Source organism: Pseudomonas syringae pv. tagetis (assembly GCF_022557255.1).
Lineage (GTDB): Bacteria > Pseudomonadota > Gammaproteobacteria > Pseudomonadales > Pseudomonadaceae > Aquipseudomonas > Aquipseudomonas caricapapayae.
The window spans coordinates 525,797-543,163 of record NZ_CP092923.1 but is presented as its reverse complement, the minus strand read 5'-3'; the positions used below and the strand labels follow the sequence as shown (position 1 = coordinate 543,163).

General features: G+C 60.2%; 15 protein-coding genes. 5 read left to right on the top strand and 10 right to left on the bottom strand.

The features are described 5' to 3' along the window. Positions 1-161: 161 nt before the first annotated feature. Positions 162-1,442, bottom strand: a complete 1,281-nt coding sequence (gene waaA, locus MME58_RS02345; RefSeq protein ID WP_055005450.1) for a lipid IV(A) 3-deoxy-D-manno-octulosonic acid transferase — start codon at positions 1,440-1,442, stop codon at positions 162-164. Positions 1,443-1,511: 69 nt separating this feature from the next. Between waaA and MME58_RS02340 the strand changes: the two genes are divergently transcribed. Genes MME58_RS02340 through MME58_RS02325 form a run of 4 tightly spaced genes read left to right on the top strand, consistent with a single transcriptional unit; the run spans position 1,512 to position 4,872 of the window. After that, positions 1,512-1,844 carry an SMR family transporter gene (locus tag MME58_RS02340; RefSeq protein ID WP_002551789.1) on the top strand — a complete coding sequence of 111 codons (333 nt, stop codon included), beginning with the start codon at positions 1,512-1,514 and terminating at the stop codon, positions 1,842-1,844. Between the two features lie 48 nt (positions 1,845-1,892). Further along, entirely contained in the window at positions 1,893-3,068 is a 1,176-nt protein-coding gene (locus MME58_RS02335) for an NAD(P)/FAD-dependent oxidoreductase (protein WP_055005449.1), read from the top strand. Next, a complete protein-coding gene (locus tag MME58_RS02330; RefSeq protein WP_054986121.1) occupies positions 3,065-3,883 on the top strand; it encodes an aldo/keto reductase in 819 nt (272 codons plus the stop codon). Before MME58_RS02335 ends, MME58_RS02330 begins: the two co-directional genes overlap by 4 nt. 32 nt (positions 3,884-3,915) lie before the next feature. Further along, a complete protein-coding gene (locus tag MME58_RS02325; RefSeq protein WP_055005448.1) occupies positions 3,916-4,872 on the top strand; it encodes a hypothetical protein in 957 nt (318 codons plus the stop codon). A 52-nt stretch (positions 4,873-4,924) separates the two neighbouring features. Here MME58_RS02325 and hldE read toward each other — a convergent pair whose 3' ends face one another. After that, positions 4,925-6,346, bottom strand: coding sequence for a bifunctional D-glycero-beta-D-manno-heptose-7-phosphate kinase/D-glycero-beta-D-manno-heptose 1-phosphate adenylyltransferase HldE (gene hldE / locus MME58_RS02320; RefSeq protein WP_054986119.1), 1,422 nt, complete (start codon positions 6,344-6,346; stop codon positions 4,925-4,927). 128 nt (positions 6,347-6,474) lie between these two features. Further along, positions 6,475-8,277, bottom strand: a complete 1,803-nt coding sequence (gene msbA / locus MME58_RS02315; protein ID WP_054986148.1) for a lipid A export permease/ATP-binding protein MsbA — start codon at positions 8,275-8,277, stop codon at positions 6,475-6,477. Between the two features lie 178 nt (positions 8,278-8,455). Here msbA and MME58_RS02310 point away from each other — a divergent pair, with 178 nt between their 5' ends. Further along, the gene (locus MME58_RS02310) at positions 8,456-9,094 is read left to right on the top strand and encodes a protein kinase family protein (protein WP_054986118.1); all 639 of its coding nucleotides are present in this window, start codon (positions 8,456-8,458) and stop codon (positions 9,092-9,094) included. Between the two features lie 47 nt (positions 9,095-9,141). Here the strand turns inward: MME58_RS02310 and MME58_RS02305 are convergent, their stop codons facing one another. The 7 genes from MME58_RS02305 to MME58_RS02275 are packed head-to-tail and all read right to left on the bottom strand — an operon-like array spanning position 9,142 to position 17,266. Further along, positions 9,142-10,311, bottom strand: a complete 1,170-nt coding sequence (locus tag MME58_RS02305; protein ID WP_054986117.1) for a hypothetical protein — start codon at positions 10,309-10,311, stop codon at positions 9,142-9,144. Then, a complete protein-coding gene (locus tag MME58_RS02300; RefSeq protein WP_054986116.1) occupies positions 10,301-11,074 on the bottom strand; it encodes a glycosyltransferase family 2 protein in 774 nt (257 codons plus the stop codon). The genes MME58_RS02305 and MME58_RS02300 overlap by 11 nt, the downstream gene beginning before the upstream one ends. A gap of 31 nt (positions 11,075-11,105) precedes the next feature. Then, positions 11,106-12,062, bottom strand: a complete 957-nt coding sequence (locus tag MME58_RS02295; RefSeq protein WP_055005447.1) for a glycosyltransferase family protein — start codon at positions 12,060-12,062, stop codon at positions 11,106-11,108. 30 nt (positions 12,063-12,092) lie between these two features. Continuing rightward, positions 12,093-13,502, bottom strand: a complete 1,410-nt coding sequence (locus tag MME58_RS02290) for a PIG-L deacetylase family protein (protein WP_055005446.1) — start codon at positions 13,500-13,502, stop codon at positions 12,093-12,095. Continuing rightward, on the bottom strand, positions 13,499-14,395 hold the full coding sequence (locus MME58_RS02285; protein WP_055005445.1) for an antimicrobial resistance protein Mig-14: 897 nt from the start codon (positions 14,393-14,395) through the stop codon (positions 13,499-13,501). Before MME58_RS02285 ends, MME58_RS02290 begins: the two co-directional genes overlap by 4 nt. Next, positions 14,395-15,525 carry a glycosyltransferase gene (locus MME58_RS02280; RefSeq protein WP_054986113.1) on the bottom strand — a complete coding sequence of 377 codons (1,131 nt, stop codon included), beginning with the start codon at positions 15,523-15,525 and terminating at the stop codon, positions 14,395-14,397. The genes MME58_RS02285 and MME58_RS02280 overlap by 1 nt, the downstream gene beginning before the upstream one ends. Continuing rightward, positions 15,509-17,266 (bottom strand): carbamoyltransferase family protein, encoded by a 1,758-nt coding sequence (locus tag MME58_RS02275; protein ID WP_055005444.1) that lies wholly within the window; start codon positions 17,264-17,266, stop codon positions 15,509-15,511. The genes MME58_RS02280 and MME58_RS02275 overlap by 17 nt, the downstream gene beginning before the upstream one ends. Between the last annotated feature and the right edge of the window lie 101 nt (positions 17,267-17,367).

The window sequence follows — 17,367 nt, the reverse complement described above, 5'->3', positions numbered from 1 at the left end:
GGAGCGTCACCCAAGGCATTCCCACGGGCATTCCCACGCTGGAGCGTGAGGAACGACAGGTGTCTGGACGAGCGTGAAAAAAGCCAGGTGTCTGAAAAACCACTATCGTGCCGACGCTCTGCGTCGCTATGCCGTTCTGGACGCTCTGCGTCCTCCCCGACTCAGCGACGGCCCATCAACCGTCCGATCCCGTCGAGCAGGCGTTGCAGCGCGCCCTGATTAGCCTTCATCACCGCAAGCCCTGCATCGGCCATGTTGCGCGCCTGCTGCGGCTGGTCGAAAAGACCTTGCACGGCGGTGGCCAGCGATGTTGCATCGCTCACCTCTTGCAGCGCACCAGCCTTGCGCAGCATCGTGGCAATCTCAAGGAAGTTGAACAGGTGCGGGCCGCTGAGCACCGGCTTGGCCAATGCCGCAGGCTCCAGCAAGTTGTGTCCGCCGTTGGGCACCAGGCTGCCGCCCACGAAAGCGATATCCGCCAGGGCATAGAGAAACAGCAGCTCGCCCATGGTATCGCCCATCAGTACGGAAACGTCCGCCGTGACGGCCTGCATGGATGAACGCCTGACCGTCGTAAAACCCTGTTGCTGACACAGCGCATGCACGCTGTCGAACCGCTCGGGATGACGCGGCACCAGAATCAGCAGCGCATCGGGATGGCGCTTCAGTAACGTGCGATGCGCCGACAGTACGCTTTCGTCCTCGCCCGCATGGGTGCTGGCGGCGATCCAGACCGGACGTTGCGTGGTCTGCCATTGCTCCCGTAAATGCGCGGCACGCTCCAGCAGTTGCGGATCGATGCTCAGGTCGAACTTGATCGAGCCGGTCACCGACACGCACTCGGGACGCGCGCCCAGATCACGGAAGCGCTGTGCCTCAGCTTCGGTCTGTACCGCAAACCACGCCATTTCCGCCAGCATCGGCCGGGTCAGCCTGGCAAAACGGGCATAGCCACGCGCCGAACGCTCCGACAGCCGCGCATTGGCGAGCACCACGGGGATTGCGCGCAAGGCGCACTGGTGAATATGGTTGGGCCACAACTCGGTTTCCATGATGATGCCCAGCCGTGGTTGCACATGATCGAGAAAACGGCCGGCAGCCCACGGCAGGTCATACGGCAGGTAGCAATGCTGAATGCGCGGCTCGTCGGCGAACAGCGCCCTGATTCGTTCCGAACCTGTTGGCGTCATGCAAGTCACAGTGATCGGCAGTCGGGGATATTGCATCAGCAGCGCACGAATCATCGGCGCAGCCGCGATGCTTTCGCCCACGGACACCGCATGCACCCAGATACCGCCACGCTGCATGGCAGGCAACCCCCTGGCGAAGCGCTCGCCGATGCGCTGGCGATACGCCGGAGCCTTGCGCGCACGCAACCACAGGCGCAGGGCAACCAGCGGCAGGCCGAGATGAAACAGTACGGTGTAAAGAGTTCTATTCATGGGCGCGGAGTTTATCAGCCCGCCATCACAAGTCGCTAGAATGCGCAGCCCGACGAAAAGGAATGCACCATGAACGCTTATTACCTGCTGGCTATTGCCGTCTGCGCGGAAGTCATCGCCACTACCTCCATGAAGGCCGTCAAGGGATTCAGCACGCCTCTGCCGCTGTTACTGCTGATCACCGGCTATGCGATTGCGTTCTGGATGCTGATTCTGGTCATGCGCACGATCCCGGTCGGCATCACTTACGCCATCTGGTCAGGCATGGGCATCGTCATGGTCAGCATCGCGGCGTTCTTTATCTACGGCCAGAAACTCGACCTGCCTGCGCTGTTGGGCATGGGCATGATCGTGGCGGGCGTGGCGGTCATTCAGCTGTTCTCGAAAACCGCCGGGCATTGAAAACCTGATCCTTTATAATGTTCGTACTTTTTGCTCACTGAGGTGCTCATGCCATCGGTTATTTCCACTGACGTGCTGATTGTCGGGGCTGGCGTCGCCGGTCTATGGCTCAATGCCCGGTTGCGTCGTCAAGGGTTCTCGACAGTGCTGGTAGAAAGCGCCAGCCTGGGTGGCGGGCAAAGCCTCAAGTCGCAGGGGATCATCCACGGCGGTGCCAAGTACGCGCTGCATGGTGCGCTGTCCGGTGCCTCCGAGGCCATTGCCGACATGCCGCGGCGCTGGCGTGAAGCGCTCGATGGCAAAGGTGAGCTGGACCTGTCCGGTGTGCGTCTGCTGTCCGAGGCCCATTATCTGTGGTCGCCGGGCACTATCGCCGGCAACCTGACCAGTTTCTTCGCCAGCAAGGCGGTGCGCGGGCGCGTGGATCAGGTCAAGGGCGATCAACTGCCGCCCGCACTGCAAAACCCTAAATTCAAGGGCAAGGTCTATCGACTCGCCGAACTGGTGGTCGATGTGCCGAGCCTGATCGGGCGACTTGCCGAGCTGGCCGGTGACAGCCTGCTGGCCGGGCAGAAGATCGAGCCGCTCCAGGAGAACGATGAACTGGTCGGTCTGCGTGTCGACGGGCGCGATATTCATGCGCAGCGTATCGTGCTCAGTGCCGGTGGCGGCAATGCCGATTTGCTGAGCGCACTTGGCGTGTCGCAACCGCAGATGCAGCGCCGCCCCTTGCACATGGTGCTGGTCAAGGGGCCGACGTTGAAACCGCTGTTTGCCCATTGTCTGGGTGGCGGTCCCAAACCACGCATCACGGTGACCACTCATCCTGCGGCCGACGGTCAGTGGGTATGGTACCTGGGCGGCGATCTTGCCGAGGCCGAGGGCGTGGCGCGCGAACCGGATGCGCAGATTACCGTTGCCCGCAAGGAACTTGAAGCCCTGCTGCCATGGGTCGACCTGAGTCAGGCGCGATGGGCGACCCTGCGCGTGGACCGCGCCGAACCTGCCCAGTCGGGCCTTGTACGGCCAGACAACGCCTTCCTCGACAGTCAGCGCCGCCTGATGGTCGGCTGGCCGACCAAGCTGGCGCTGGCCCCGGACTTCGCGGACCGGGTACTGTCGCAGTTGTCCAGAGACGGCATCCACCCGACGCCGCAATCACCGCTGAGCGATGTGCCAAGGCCGCCGATGGCCCTACCTGTCTGGGATGAACTGCTGCCATGAGCCTGAAAACCCTGCACGACCTGCATCGCCCGCTTGGCAGCAGTGGCCTGAGCGTATCGCCGCTGGGCCTGGGCACTGTCAAACTGGGGCGCGACCAAGGCGTCAAATACCCCAGCGGCTTCAAGATTCCCGATGACCAGCAGGCGCAGATGCTGCTCAGGATGGCCCGCGACATGGGCATCAACCTCATCGACACTGCCCCCGCCTACGGCACCAGCGAAGAACGCCTTGGCCCGTTGCTGCGCGGCCAGCGTCAGGACTGGGTGATTGTCAGCAAGGTGGGGGAAGAATTCCGTGATGGCCAGTCGAGCCATGACTTCAGTGCCGAGCACACACGTACATCGGTAGAACGCAGCTTGAAACGTCTTGAAACTGACTTTCTCGATCTGGTTCTGGTGCATTCGGACGGCAACGATCTGGCGATTCTCAATGAGGCCGACGTGTATCGGACGCTCGCCGACCTCAAGTGCGAAGGCAAGATCCGAGGCTTCGGATTTTCCGGCAAGACGGTCGAGGGCGGCCTGCTGGCATTGCGCGACGGAGACTGCGCGATGGTGACCTACAACCTCAACGAGCAAGGTGAGAAACCGGTGCTGGATTATGCGGCGGCCCACGGCAAAGGCATCCTGGTGAAAAAGGCGCTGGCCAGTGGTCATGTATGCCTGACGCCGGGCATGGACCCGGTGCAAGCCAGTTTCCAGCTACTGTTTGAACATCCGGCGGTTGCCAGTGCTATTGTCGGCACCATCAACCCGTTGCACCTGGCACACAACGTTGCAACTGCCGCTGCCGTGATTTGCCGTCAGCCCGATTGAGGCGGCCGACCCCAACGCAAGAAGGAGCCGTTATGCCGCGAACACTGATCCGCAAGAACCCCAGCAACTTCAAGACTCTGCCGCTGTTCGTCGAGGCCACTCCGGAAAGCCTGAGCTACCAGAGCGTGGGCATGCCGATGAACTTCGCGCAGACCTTGCAGCGGCGGCGCAAGATCGACGTACCGGACACTGAACGCTTTTCCACCGAACTGGCCAATCTCGGGGTGTCCGTCAGACTCACCGTCAGCTGGCAGAATCGCGATTACTGGGTACTGGTCCGCCAGCGTCGTCAGGACCGCGGCGACGTCGTGCTCAAGCTTATCTCGGGTTATGTGCCGGCCCACGAACTGACGCTGCCGCTGCACACCGCTATTCAGGAAGTGGCCGAAGAGTGCCTGATCGAAACGCCTCAGGGCTGGCTGAGCGGCTTGTTCAAGGAGACCTGGCTGCCTGCACCCTATGCCGCCGCGCTGCATTATCGCGAGGCCATGCCCTTTCGCCTGAGCCCGCTGTCCGGCGCAGCCAGGCCAGTACGAACCGGCAGCCTGACACTGCTGGAGCGCCCAAGGGCCTATGTGCACTTACCCACTGCGTCGTTGCAGCTGATTTACGACATGCGTCTGGAAATCCCCAAGGAAGCACGCCCGGTCAGCCTCTTCCATGTCGACGAAGCATTGGAAAACGATCAACTGGTCGCCCGCCTCAACCGCAGCAAGCCCGATCTGTACCTGATGCCGCTGGACAACGGCTCGCCGCTGCCGGAGCTTTACACACTCAAACGCGACAAGCTCATCCCGGCCGGCACCCGAGGGCTCTATCTGGCCGAAAGTTTTGCCGCGCAGGATGGCTGGGTCGTGCGGGAGGAGCGGATTCGCTGGAAAGACTGGCTACATCAGCAGGGCATGGCCCCGCCACCGAAGAAATCAGGGCTGAAACGTCTGACCGGCAAGGCTCGGCAGTTGCTGCAGGCGATTAGCCATAAGCTTTGAGCCGCAAGCCGCAAGCCGCAAGCGAGCTTGAGGCTTGCGGCCCGCCCAGGCATTACTGCGCTCGGATCTTCTCGACAATGGCTGTGGTCGAGCTGTTTTCCACCAGTCCCAACACACGTACCTCGCCATCATACGCCTGGACAATATCGGCACCGACCACCTGGTCGACGCCGTAATCGCCGCCCTTGACCAGCACATCAGGCTTGACGTGGGTCAGCAGGTTTTCGGGGGTGCCTTCAGGGAAGCTGATGACCCAATCCACTGCGCCCAGACCCGCCAGAACCGCCATACGTCGGTCTACGCTGTTGATAGGCCGCCCCGGCCCCTTCAGACGGCTGACCGAGGCGTCATCGTTGACCGCAACGATCAAACGATCCCCCAGTGCGCGCGCCTGCTCCAGGTAGGTCACATGACCGGCATGAAGGATGTCGAAACAGCCGTTGGTGAAAACGATCTTTTCCTTGTGCGCACGCGCATCGTCGACCGCCAGCATCAACTGCTCAAGACCCAGCACACCGCGCTCGGAGCCTTCTTCGCGCTGAATGGCCCGGCGCAGTTCCGGCGCGCTGATGGCCGCCGTGCCCAGCTTGCCGACCACGATGCCGGCTGCCAGGTTGGCCAAGGCCACTGCGTGCGGCAGTTTTTCGCCGGCAGCAATCGCTGCTGCCAGGGTGGAAATGACCGTGTCGCCTGCACCGGTCACATCGAATACTTCGCGAGCACGAGCGGGCAGATGCAGTGCCTGCTGATCAGGACGCAGCAGAGTCATGCCATGCTCACCACGGGTCACCAGCAAAGCGCCCAGGTCCAGCTCCTGCATCAATTCTGCACCTTTGGTGACCAAATGCGCTTCGTCTTCACAATGCCCGACGATGGCTTCGAATTCACTGAGGTTCGGCGTAATAAGGCTGGCACCGCGATAAATCGCGAAGTCCTTGCCCTTGGGGTCGGCAAGTACCGGGATACCGCGCTTGCGAGCCGCCTGAATCAGTGCCTGATGGTTCTTCAGCGCGCCTTTGCCGTAATCGGACAGGACCAGCACCTTGATGCCATCGAGCAGGCTATAGACCTCTGCGCTCAACGCCAGCGGGTCGGTCTTGAACGGTTCTTCGAAGTCGATACGCAGCAATTGCTGGTGGCGACTCATGACACGCAACTTGACGATGGTCGGCTGGTCGGCGATGCGCTGAAAGCGGGCCATTACCCCGGCAGCCTTCAGGCTGTTGGACAGGCTTTCTGCTGCCTCATCGTCGCCTGTCACGCCTACCAGCGATGCGGGGGCACCCAAGGCTGCGATGTTCAAGGCAACGTTGGCTGCGCCACCGGGACGATCCTCGATCTGATCGACCTTGACCACAGGCACTGGCGCTTCAGGGGAAATACGCGAGGTACCACCATGCCAGTATCTGTCCAGCATGACATCACCCACCACCAGGACAGTGGCCTGATCAAAGCGCGGCATGGATAGCTTCATGGAACAACCCGTACTAAAAAAATGGACAGGGGCGGAATCTTAGCACAGGGGGTTCTACCCGACAGGCTGCCGAATCACGCCGCCGAAAGGCAGGCGGACCCGCAGGGGCCCACCGGTGAAAAGCGAGGTCAGACGGCGCCGACCGGGGCCGGCTCGTCCAGTCCCATGGCGTGCAGGCGCGAGTAGTAGCCGTTCTGCGCCAGCAGCTCTGCGTGCGTGCCACGCTCGACGATCTGTCCGGCGTCCATGACCAGAATCAGATCGGCCTTTTCGATGGTCGACAGGCGGTGGGCAATGACCAGCGTAGTGCGACCCTTCATGACGTGATCCAGCGCCGCCTGGATATGGCGTTCAGACTCGGTGTCCAGCGCCGACGTGGCTTCGTCGAGAATCAGCAGCGGTGCGTTCTTGAGCAGTGCGCGAGCAATCGCCAGACGCTGGCGCTGACCACCGGACAGCAATACGCCATTTTCGCCCACCTGAGTATCGAACCCCTGCGGCAACTGGTCGATGAACTCTTTGGCGTAGGCATCGGCGGCGGCGGCTTCGATGTCGGCACGCGGTGCGCCCGCCAGGTCGCCATAGGCAATATTGTTGGCGATCGTGTCGTTGAACAGCGTGACGTTCTGATTGACCTGAGCGATGTGCCTGCGCAGATTGCGCAATCGGTAGTCGTTGATTTCAACGCCGTCGAGCAGGATGTTGCCCAGCTCATGCCCGTAGAAACGCGGAATCAGGTTGGCCAGGGTCGACTTGCCGCTGCCGGAGCGCCCAACCAGCGCAATCATCTGCCCGGGCGCTGCGCTGAAGCTGATGTCGTTCAGCACCTGACGCTCGGTCTGCGGGTAGAAGAAGCTGAGGTTCTTTACCTCAAGATGGCCGCTTACGCGATCACGCTCGATCGTACCGGTGTCGACCTCTTCCTCGACGTCCAGTTGCTCGAAGATGCTTTCGGCACCGGCAACGCCCTTCTGGATTGTCGAACTGACTTCCGACAGCTGACGAATCGGCTTGGGCAACAGACCGGCGGCAGTGATGTAGGCCACCAGATCGCCCGCCGTCGCGTCGCCGCGCAGGAACAGCACCAGAAACATCAGCACAGCCATGGCGCTGTAGATCACCAGTTGCAGCATCGGCGTATAGATTGCGCCGGTCTTGGTCATGCGCAGTTGCTTGCGCGTGTTGCTGTCACTGGCCTGAGCGAAACGGTTCTGCTCGTACGACTCGCCGCCGAAGCTGCGTACCACGCGATAACCCTGAATGGTTTCCGAAGCAACGTGCGTGACGTCGCCCATCGCAACCTGAATCTTCTTGCTCTGCTTGCGGAATTTCTTGCTGGCGCTGCCGACCATGACGGCGATCAGCGGCAGGATGGCAAGCATCACCAGGGTCAGTTTCCAGTTCATCATCAACAGATAGACAAACAGGAACACCACGGTCAGACCTTCGCGGATCACCACCTTGATGGCATCGGTGGCGGCACCGGTGACCATCGTGACGTTGAAAGTGATGCGCGAGATCAGGTGGCCGGAATTGGTCGTATCGAAGTAGCGATTGGGCAAAACCAGCAATTTGTTGAACAGCTCTACCCGCAGGTCGTGGACCAGCCCGAGAGAAACCTTGGCCAGGAAGTAGTTACCCAGGAAGGAACCAAGCCCCTGCCATGCGGCGATCAGGACGATCAGCAGCGGCACTGCCTGCAACAGTTGCAGCTCCCGCAGATACGGAACATTGGGGAACAGCACGGCTTCGGGATTGGTCAGGCCATCGACGAAGTATTTCAGAATGCCGGCAAGCATCGGCTGAGTCGAGGCGAAGATCACGAAACCAATGATGCTGAGCAGGAAGATGCCCACATACGGACGCACATAAGACAACAGACGGAAATAGATTTTCACGCTGGAAGTCGAGGACGATTCGGAGGTTGTCATGAGAATCCGTCGTATCAGAAAGAGGCCGAATTGTATCACAGCGGTTTTCGCGGCTGCCTGCTGCGGTAACATAGACGGCCCGTCCATTCCCACGGGGCTCTGATCGCTGCCTGAAGCCTGAGAATCCGGCTTCTGTATGACCACTAGTGGCCCTTGGGGCGTAAAAACCGGAGTATCGATGCAAGCGCTTGACCACGCCCATTACCTTGAACTGGTTCAAGGTGCCGAAGTGCTTGAAGCCGACGGCACGGGCGACAAAGTACTACGTCTGCGTGACGGCTCCATGCTGAAATTGTTTCGACGCAAACGCCTTGTCAGCTCGGCAGCCTGGTATCCCTATGCCCGACGCTTCGCAGACAATTGTGTGACACTGGCCAATCGGGCCATCCCCTGCCCTCATGTGCGCACTGTCTGCCGCATCGCCGAGATCGAGCGCGATGCCGTGCATTATGATCCGCTGGCCGGCTACACCCTGCGCCAGCTGCTGGGCAGCGCGCTGGCCGACGACAAGCTGCGCAGGCAACTGGGAAGCTTCATCGCCGGATTGCACGAAAAGGGCATCTACTTTCGCTCGGCCCACCTTGGCAACGTGATCCTCACGCCGGAAGGCAGCCTCGGTCTGATTGACATTGCCGACATGAAAACCTATCGCCGCGCACTGCGCAAAAGCCTTCGCCTGCGCAATTTCAAACACATGCTGCGCTATCAGGAAGATCGTCAATGGCTGCTGGATAACGGCAATCCTGCCTTCCTGGACGGCTATATGAGCGCCCAGACCCTTTGCGACACCGCTGAACTGGCTCAGGCTGTTCAGTAAACGGCCCCATAAAAATGGCCGCTTTGGAAGCGGCCATTTTGTTGATGCTACTGCTGATGCCTGAGCCGATGCCTCTGCACCACTCGTCCCAGTACCATCGTTGCCGGCAGCAGCACCAGCACCCAGAGCTCATCCGGGTTACCGACCAACTGGCCGCCGTCGAAGTTGAGCATCACCAGCGCGCAGGCCAGGTAAAGCCCCCACGCATCACCGTTGCGCAATGCGTTCCACAGCGTCATTGCCATGACCACCAGAAACATCACCAGTGAAGCCGCGCCTGTGTACAACCCCAACGACACGAAAATGTTGTGCGGGTGCTGGATAGGTATCCCCCCGGTCAGGGTCCGCGTGGTGTAGAAGTCGACACCACAGCCCAGCATCCAGCCGCAACGTCGCCACTCGCCGGTCATGATTTCAAACAGCTCGATGCGGTAAGAGTCACCTCGGAGCATCAGCAGAGCGACCCACTGCTCGTCCTTCACGATCCAGAAGCCTATCGCCGCTGCAACACCTGCCACCAGCAAGGCTACCAGCGTGCGCAACGGGAAGCGGTAAAGCGAATACGCTGTGCAAGCGGCAAACAGAAAGGCCGCCCCCACCAGCGCGGTGCGCGTCTGAACAATAAAGGCTGTTATCACCAGGGTGACCAGGATGGCGCAGACCGCTTCGATGCAGCGTCGCTCTCTTGCCCACAGCGGTAATGCCAGCGCAAGGCTGCAAACCAGCCAGGCGCTGGAGTAGATCACGTTCTCCATTCGTGCCGGGAGAATTGCCACTCGCTGACCAAACTCGAACTTCCCGGTCACCCAGGCGTAGATGCTGCTCAGTAGGATATACAGGCAGACCGCCCAGAACATGCCGCGCACGAACACGCCGCGCCGAAAGAAGCCGTTGTCGGTGATCCCGGCAACAACAAAGACAAACAGACTGACGTAGACAATATGCTTGTAATACTGGAACTCCTGCGCCTGCAGCGCCGGCACCAGAAAACACGCCATGAACACCACCCAGGCAATGCCCAGCGGCTTTGCGAACACGCCAGCGCCACGGTACCTGATCAAAAAGAACAGGCCGGGCAAAGCCGTAAGCGCATAAAACAGATTGTTGGTGATCTTGGCTGACGGGTTGAGGATAAAACTCAGCAGAAACACAACAATCGCGGCAGTGAAGTACGTCTGCACCTTGCTGCCGGGGATTCCGATTTGGTTAACTGACATTATTGAGCAACCAGCCTGTTACTAGACCCGCGAGCACAGCGATGATCAGCTTGACGCGATCCCGACGCTTGCGACGCTGTTTGTCGAGCCGTTCCTGCGGCACCACCACATGCTCACCGAACCCGGTGTGCAACACGGCATCATTTTCCAGAATCAGAGCGTAGCGGTTTTGCGAAGCGAATAATTGTGAAAGTTTCTTCTCGCCACCATGCTCGGCATAAGGCGCATGTTGCTGATAATCAGCCAGACGGCGCAGCCCGGGATTGAAAGAAAAACCCTGCCACTCTGGCTTGTGCGAACCCAGCTTGTAAAACGGGATACCTTCGACCAGCTCACGCTCGTTCAGATAGACATAAGGGCTGTGAATACGCAGATCATGATTGTAGCTGCGCAACCAGACCTGCAATGCCTGAGGATCGCGCTTCAACAGCGTCATCGACTCCTCGATGAAATGCGGGCGGTAGAAGTCCCAGTCATCCTCGCAATGGAAGACCCAGGACGTTTCGATCAACGAGTAAGCCGCATCGACAGAACGCATCTGCCCCAGCTTTGGGTTGTTGATGAGGAAGCGCGTATGCGGACGCCAGTGCTCGGGAATGCAGGCCTGGACCTGGGCATCGCCCGAGTCTTCGGTAATCAGCACGTGGCGTATGGGCGCAGTGTTGAAACGGTCGAACGTTTCAAGGGTACGCTTCAACAAGTCGAATCGACCGCAACTGGTGACGACCAGCGTGATGTCGCTGTTTTCGCTGAATACCATCATTCGTTCCCAATCATTGAATATTCATAAGCCATTACCATCCCAAACGTGACCGCAGACGGTCGACCCAGGTCGCCGTCGGCATGCTGCGCAGTGGCGAATGCATGGCGTCGACGATGGCTTTCCCAAGGGCATGGAATGTAAAGCGTTCCTCGACCAAAGTCTGCCCATTACGGGATATTTCAGTGGCCAGCAGGGTGTTTTCGCGCAATTTCGCCAACTTTTCACGAAGCTCGGGAATGTCGCGGTAGAGCACGATGTTGTGCATGTCGACGAAACCCAGCGCGCGGTTTTCTTCAGCGCCCTGATCGAAGGCCAGCAGCACGCAGCCGCAGGCCATGGCCTCGAAGTTCTTGATCATGTATTCGCCCATACCGACATCGGCACTGACGAAAAAGCGAATGCGGTTCAGGGTGTCGCAATACTCCTCGCCGGATTTGGTCCGCGTGACGAGCAGATTCTCGACCTGACCCAGTTCGTCCAGCAATGCCTTGCGGCCGCTGTACGCAACGCTGTTGGTACTGCCCACAAAGGCCAGTTCGATGTCGCGCTCGCGCGCCTGCAACTGCAAAAGGCTTTGGTCATAGCCCTTGGGCACGAACACTGCGTCGAAACCTTCCTGGCGCAGACGCTCGCTGACCATGAACCCCGAACAGATCACCCGCGCCCAGGGCAGCTTGCGATAGTGCGCGCTGAACTTGCCGGTGTATTTGCAAGGAATGTAGTTCTGGTAGGCATCGTGCTCAAGGATAACCAGATTGGGGATCGTGCGAATGAATCCGACCTGGCGCACTTCCTGTTTGAAACGCAGGAAAAACACGATCCGGTCATAGCGGCTGACATCCACCTCGCGGCGGAAGTAGCCACGCAGATTGCGTTGCTCGCCGGAGCTCAGCCAGCGCACCTCGCACTCGCAATGTGCCGCAATGCCGTCGTAGAGACGGTCCAGAATCGCACGCTGCTCTTTCTGGACCAGAAGTAGAACTTTCATGGTTTTCCTTGCAGTACTGCGCCTGCTGAATCAGAGGTCACGGCTGTACCAGAACAACTCGTGTCGTCGCACAGCTTTGCGGAAGAATTCGTTTTCGCCCTCGGCTGGCCAGCGGCGACCGGCCAGAAGGCGCTGCAATGCGCGGCGTACGCGGCGCTTGAACGGCATCGGAGGTAGCAGGTCATGCATCATGCCCAGTGCCATTGCCTTGTCTCGCTGGGCGGCAACCGATAATTGCAGGCTGTACGGCACCAGTGGCAGGCTGGCATCGAAAACGGGTGGTAGACTGATGCCGCTGTAGGCATCGCCCATTGGCCAGCGATCGTTGTCATGCAGGTGATTGGCGTAACCGAGCACTACGTCAGGCTGCCATTCGAGCCCAACCAGCGCCTCACGCACGGCGGCCTGGGCACAGATATGATCGGGATGAGGATCAATGGCCGGGTGCGGCATGACCATAACCTGCGGCCTGGCCTTGAGGATCAAGGTGCGCAGGTCGGCGAGCAGATTGTTCCAGGTCGGCTGGCCATCATCGCCCGGCAGGGGCAGCGTATTGAACTGACGGAACAAGCGGGTATCGCTCAGATCCGCCTCACGCGAGCCGACCGGCGTATCCGGCGCAGCCTGCATGGCGGGCAGTTGCAGGCAGAAATAGCCCAGTTGCACACAGTGCGACTCAGGCACACCGCCCCAACGGGCGACGGCAATACTGTCCCAGGCGCGCAAGCGGCCTTTCATGCGCGCAGCCTCGGCGCGCTCCATACCCATCTGCCGATAATGTTCGGCCTCGATCTCACCGGCGGTCAGCGTGACAATCCACGCCTCCCCGGCCTGACTGTAAAGCCCGAAAGCGGCCAGCTCGGCATCGTCTGCATGCGGTGCGATGACCATGACGCGCTGCTGTCTTGCATCCGGCTGGCGAAACAGCCAGAGCCTTGGCGTACCGGCAAGACGACAGCGACGCCCGCGCAGTTGCAGCACACCCGCAGCAAGCGGCCCGCCGAGCCCGCTCAGGTTCAGATAACGCACCCCGCAGACACCGCGTTCGAACGCCTGCTGGTCGCTCAAGTCCTGCCCTTGCAGGTCGACGACCGGATCGAGAAAGCGCCCGAGCCAGGTGCTTTTGACCGTCAACGCCAGTATCAAGGTTTCGTCGCCACTCAGTTGCACAGCGGGGTCCATCAACAACGTGCCGCCGTCCAGCCGGACGCCTGGCACTTCGCTGTCGGCCGGAAAGCTGTACTGATAGTCGTCAGCCGGCGAATAGAACAGATGATCGGCAAACCAGGCCTCATGAGCGACCCATGCACACACGGCCAGCACCGGAGCCAGCCACCAGGCCACCAGCACGCCGATAACGATCAGCAGCAACAGCCCACCCAGCAACGCCAGCCGCTTGTTACGGCGATGGCGCTTGAGCAATTGCTGCTTGCGACTCAAATCTGGAACACCGGAACGGGGTTGCACCATCGGTCCTTGTACTCACGGTCGGCACGACCAAAGGAAAAACGCAGTGATTTGCCCAGAGCACGCGCATCTTCCCAGGCAGACTGGGTGTTAAAGAAGCTCAGCACACTGCCGGGACTGAAATCCCGGGTCTCGGGATCAACGCCACCGTTGACATACTCGACGCTGACCCACTGTGGCGCCTCGACGCGATACACCAGTTGAATGGCAATGGGCGCATCGTTGAGAAACACCACCGAGCCGACCAGCAGATCGCGCAGCAACTCGATGACCTCGGCCTTGTGTCGAGCACCGGTGGCTTCGAAGCCCCAGCGACGCTGAAACAGATCGCAATACATGCTCGCCAGCTCGGCGCTGCTGAACTCGCTGACAGGTCTTAGCGTACCGCCAGCCTCTTCCAGCAAACGAAGCTCGCGGCGCTGGTTGTAACGGAATTTCTTCGACAACTCTTCGGGCGTGCGCGCCATTGCCAACGATTCAGCCTGCGGCTTGAACGTGCTGATACGGCCCTCATTGAGCGAAGACACATAGCGAGCCCGATGACGGACCGGCACCTGTATGCCGTCGGCGACGGGCAGAATCAGCTCGGCATTCCCCAGATCGAACAGGCCTTTCTTGCCATGACGCTTGAGTTCGTCCTTGGACAGCGCCAGCGAGCGTCCCCAGGTGGCGATCGCTGCCTTCACTTCGCCGCCCTGCTCCCAGGCCAGATAACGCACGGCGATGCCGGAAAACGCCGACAGCCGCGCAACGACCAGCGGGTGAGTGGCTACGCTGCCACCCAACCGTTGCCATGCCTGGGCGTAGGCAGCCGCATCGATCTGCACCCAGCCACGCTCGCGCCAGCCTTTGAATCGATTAAGCATCAGGCCCCCGCTGTCAGGCTGGAGACGTGTGGCAAGCGCCAGAAGACATCGCGTACGGCATGATCGGAAAAGCGTTCGCGCAAGCGCAGCAGCATGCGTTCGGCGCAGTCCTGACGCTGCTCGGCGTCAAGCCCGGCCATATGCACCAGGCCGTGGGCAAGGCTATGAACATCGCCCAGCGGGAACAGCAGACCAACGTCTTCGACCACTTCCTTCGCGCCACCGCAGGACGTTGCAACCAGTGGTACACCGGCCACCATCGCTTCCAGCAAGACCATGCCGAAAGGCTCGTGGTCCGAGCTCAAGGCAAACACATCGAATGCCTTGAAGTAGCGACGCGCGTCAGGAACCTGCCCAAGAAACAGCACCTGCGGGCCGATGCCCAGTTCCAGCGCCAGCGCCTTGAGGTTTTCTTCCAGGCGTCCCTTGCCGAGAATCACCAACTGGCTGTTTTCGGGAAGATTGGGCAAAGCCTCGGCGAAACCGCGCAACAGCGTGGCCTGATCCTTGTCGGGATGCAGACGACCGACATTGGCAACGATCCATGCTGACACGGACAGGCCCAGCTCTGCGCGGGCATCTTCAGCGGAGAACTGACTGCCTTGCAGTTGCTCGACATCAATCCGGTTATACAGGGTCTGAATGCGCTCGGCCGGCCACTTGGGCAGGCTGTTGCGCATATCATCGCGAACCGCATCGGACACGCCAAGCAGGCTCAGGCGTTTACGAAACAGGTTGGCGAACAGCTTGCGACTGCGCCGCCGATAGTCACCGAACGCATGATGCACGCCGATGACCGGCAGCTTCGTCGCCAGCAATGCGATGTACACCGGCTTGAAGCGGTGCGCGATACAGAAACTGAACGAACGCGTTGCGGCAATCTTGCGCAGGTCACGGATGGCCCCCAGCTTCAGGCCGCGAATGGCACTGGAGCTGTACTCCATGAACAGTACGTCGTCCGAGCCACAATCAGCGACGACATCCGGGTCGGCTGCACCGGTCAGGAACACCGTCGTCACCCGATAGCCCTTGCCGGCGAACAGGCTGGCGTATTGCCGTGCGCAGTCCAGAAACGGCCCGTCATAGCCGTGGCAGAACTGCAGCACGTGACGTTCAGCCGAGCGTGTCATAAGCCTCGACGCCCTCTTTGACCACCAGGATGTCTTCCATGATCAGGTACTCGAGGTCCGAGCCGAAGAACATGTTCAGCGCATCGGTCGGCGAACAGATCATCGGTTCGCCACGGCGATTGAGCGAGGTGTTCAGTGACACACCGTTACCGGTCAGGTTTTCCAGCGCCTTCATCATGTCGTAATAGCGCGGGTTGTATTCGCGCTTGAGCACCTGAGCACGGGAAGTACCGTCCTCATGGACGACTTCAGGAACACGGGTCTTCCATTCTTCAGCCACTTCGAAGGTGAAGGTCATGAACGGTGCCGGATGGTCGATCTTGATCATCTGAGGGGCGACGGTGTCGAGCATCGAGGGGCAGAAAGGCCTCCAGCGCTCGCGGAACTTGATCTGATGGTTGATACGGTCGGCCACGCCGGTCACGCTCGGGCAACCGATGATCGAACGCCCGCCCAGGGCGCGCGGACCGAACTCCATGCGCCCCTGGAACCAGGCAACGGGGTTGCCCTTGACCATGATTTCGGCAATCCGCTCCGGCGTGTTGTCGATCTGACGCCAGACCGGCTTGCTCGGGTGGCGTGCACAGGCGGCGATTACGTCCTCGTTGCTGTACGACGGGCCGAGGTAAACGTGCTCCATCTTCTCGACCGGCACACCGCGCGCGTGGGACACATAGGCCGCAGCACCCACTGCCGTACCGGCATCACCGGACGCAGGCTGCACGAACAGTTCCTTGACTTCCGGACGGGCGATGATGCGCTGGTTGAGCTTGACGTTCAGCGCACAGCCCCCGGCGAAGGCGATCTTGCCGGTTTCCTTGAGGATGTCACCCAGGTAGTGGTCCATCATCTGCAACGCGAGCTTTTCGAACAGCGCCTGCATGCTCGCAGCATAGTGAATGTAGGGTTCGTCGGCCACGTCACCGACGCGTTTCGGGCCGAGCCATTCGATCAGCTTCGGCGAGAAGTAGAAGCCCTTGCAGTTCTCTTTATAGCGACGCAGACCGATGACGTTGGCCAATTCGGTGTTGATGATCAGTTCACCATTCTCGAACGTTGCCAGACGCGAAAAATCGTACTTGCTGGCATCGCCGTACGGTGCCATGCCCATGACCTTGAATTCGCCGTCGAGCATCTCGAAACCGAGAAACTCGGTAATCGCCCCGTACAGACCGCCCAGCGAGTCAGGGTCGAAGAACTCCTTGATCTTGTGAATCTTGCCGTTTTCGCCGTAGCCGAAGAAGGTCGTGGCGTACTCACCCTTGCCGTCGATGCCCATGATCGCGGTTTTCTCGGTGAAACCCGAGCAGTGATACGCGCTCGAAGCGTGGGCCAGATGGTGCTCGACCGGCTCGATCTTGATCTTTTTCGGATCGAAGCCCAGTTGTTCGAGGCACCAGACAATCTTGTTGCGATAACGCTTGTAACGGCGATTGCCCATCAACAGCGCATCGAGGGCGCGATCCGGTGCGTACCAGTAACGCTTGGCGTAATGCCAGCGGGCCTTGCCGAACAGGCTGATCGGGGCGAACGGAATCGCGACCACGTCGACGTCCGAAGGCTTGATGCCTGCCTGTTCCAGACAGAACTTCGCCGACTCGTAGGGCATGCGGTTCTTTGCGTGTTTATCACGAACGAAGCGCTCTTCTTCGGCTGCTGCGATCAGCTTGCCGTCGATATAGAGCGCTGCGGAAGGATCATGGCTAAGGGCGCCGGACAGGCCAAGGATCGTCAATGCCACTAGGGTCTAGCCTCTTTAGTCTGCATGCAGGCGCATAGCGCCCGGGAAAAGGTGTGCCCCCGCACAGCGGGCTGAGGGCAGCTAAAGGGCGGGATTATAAC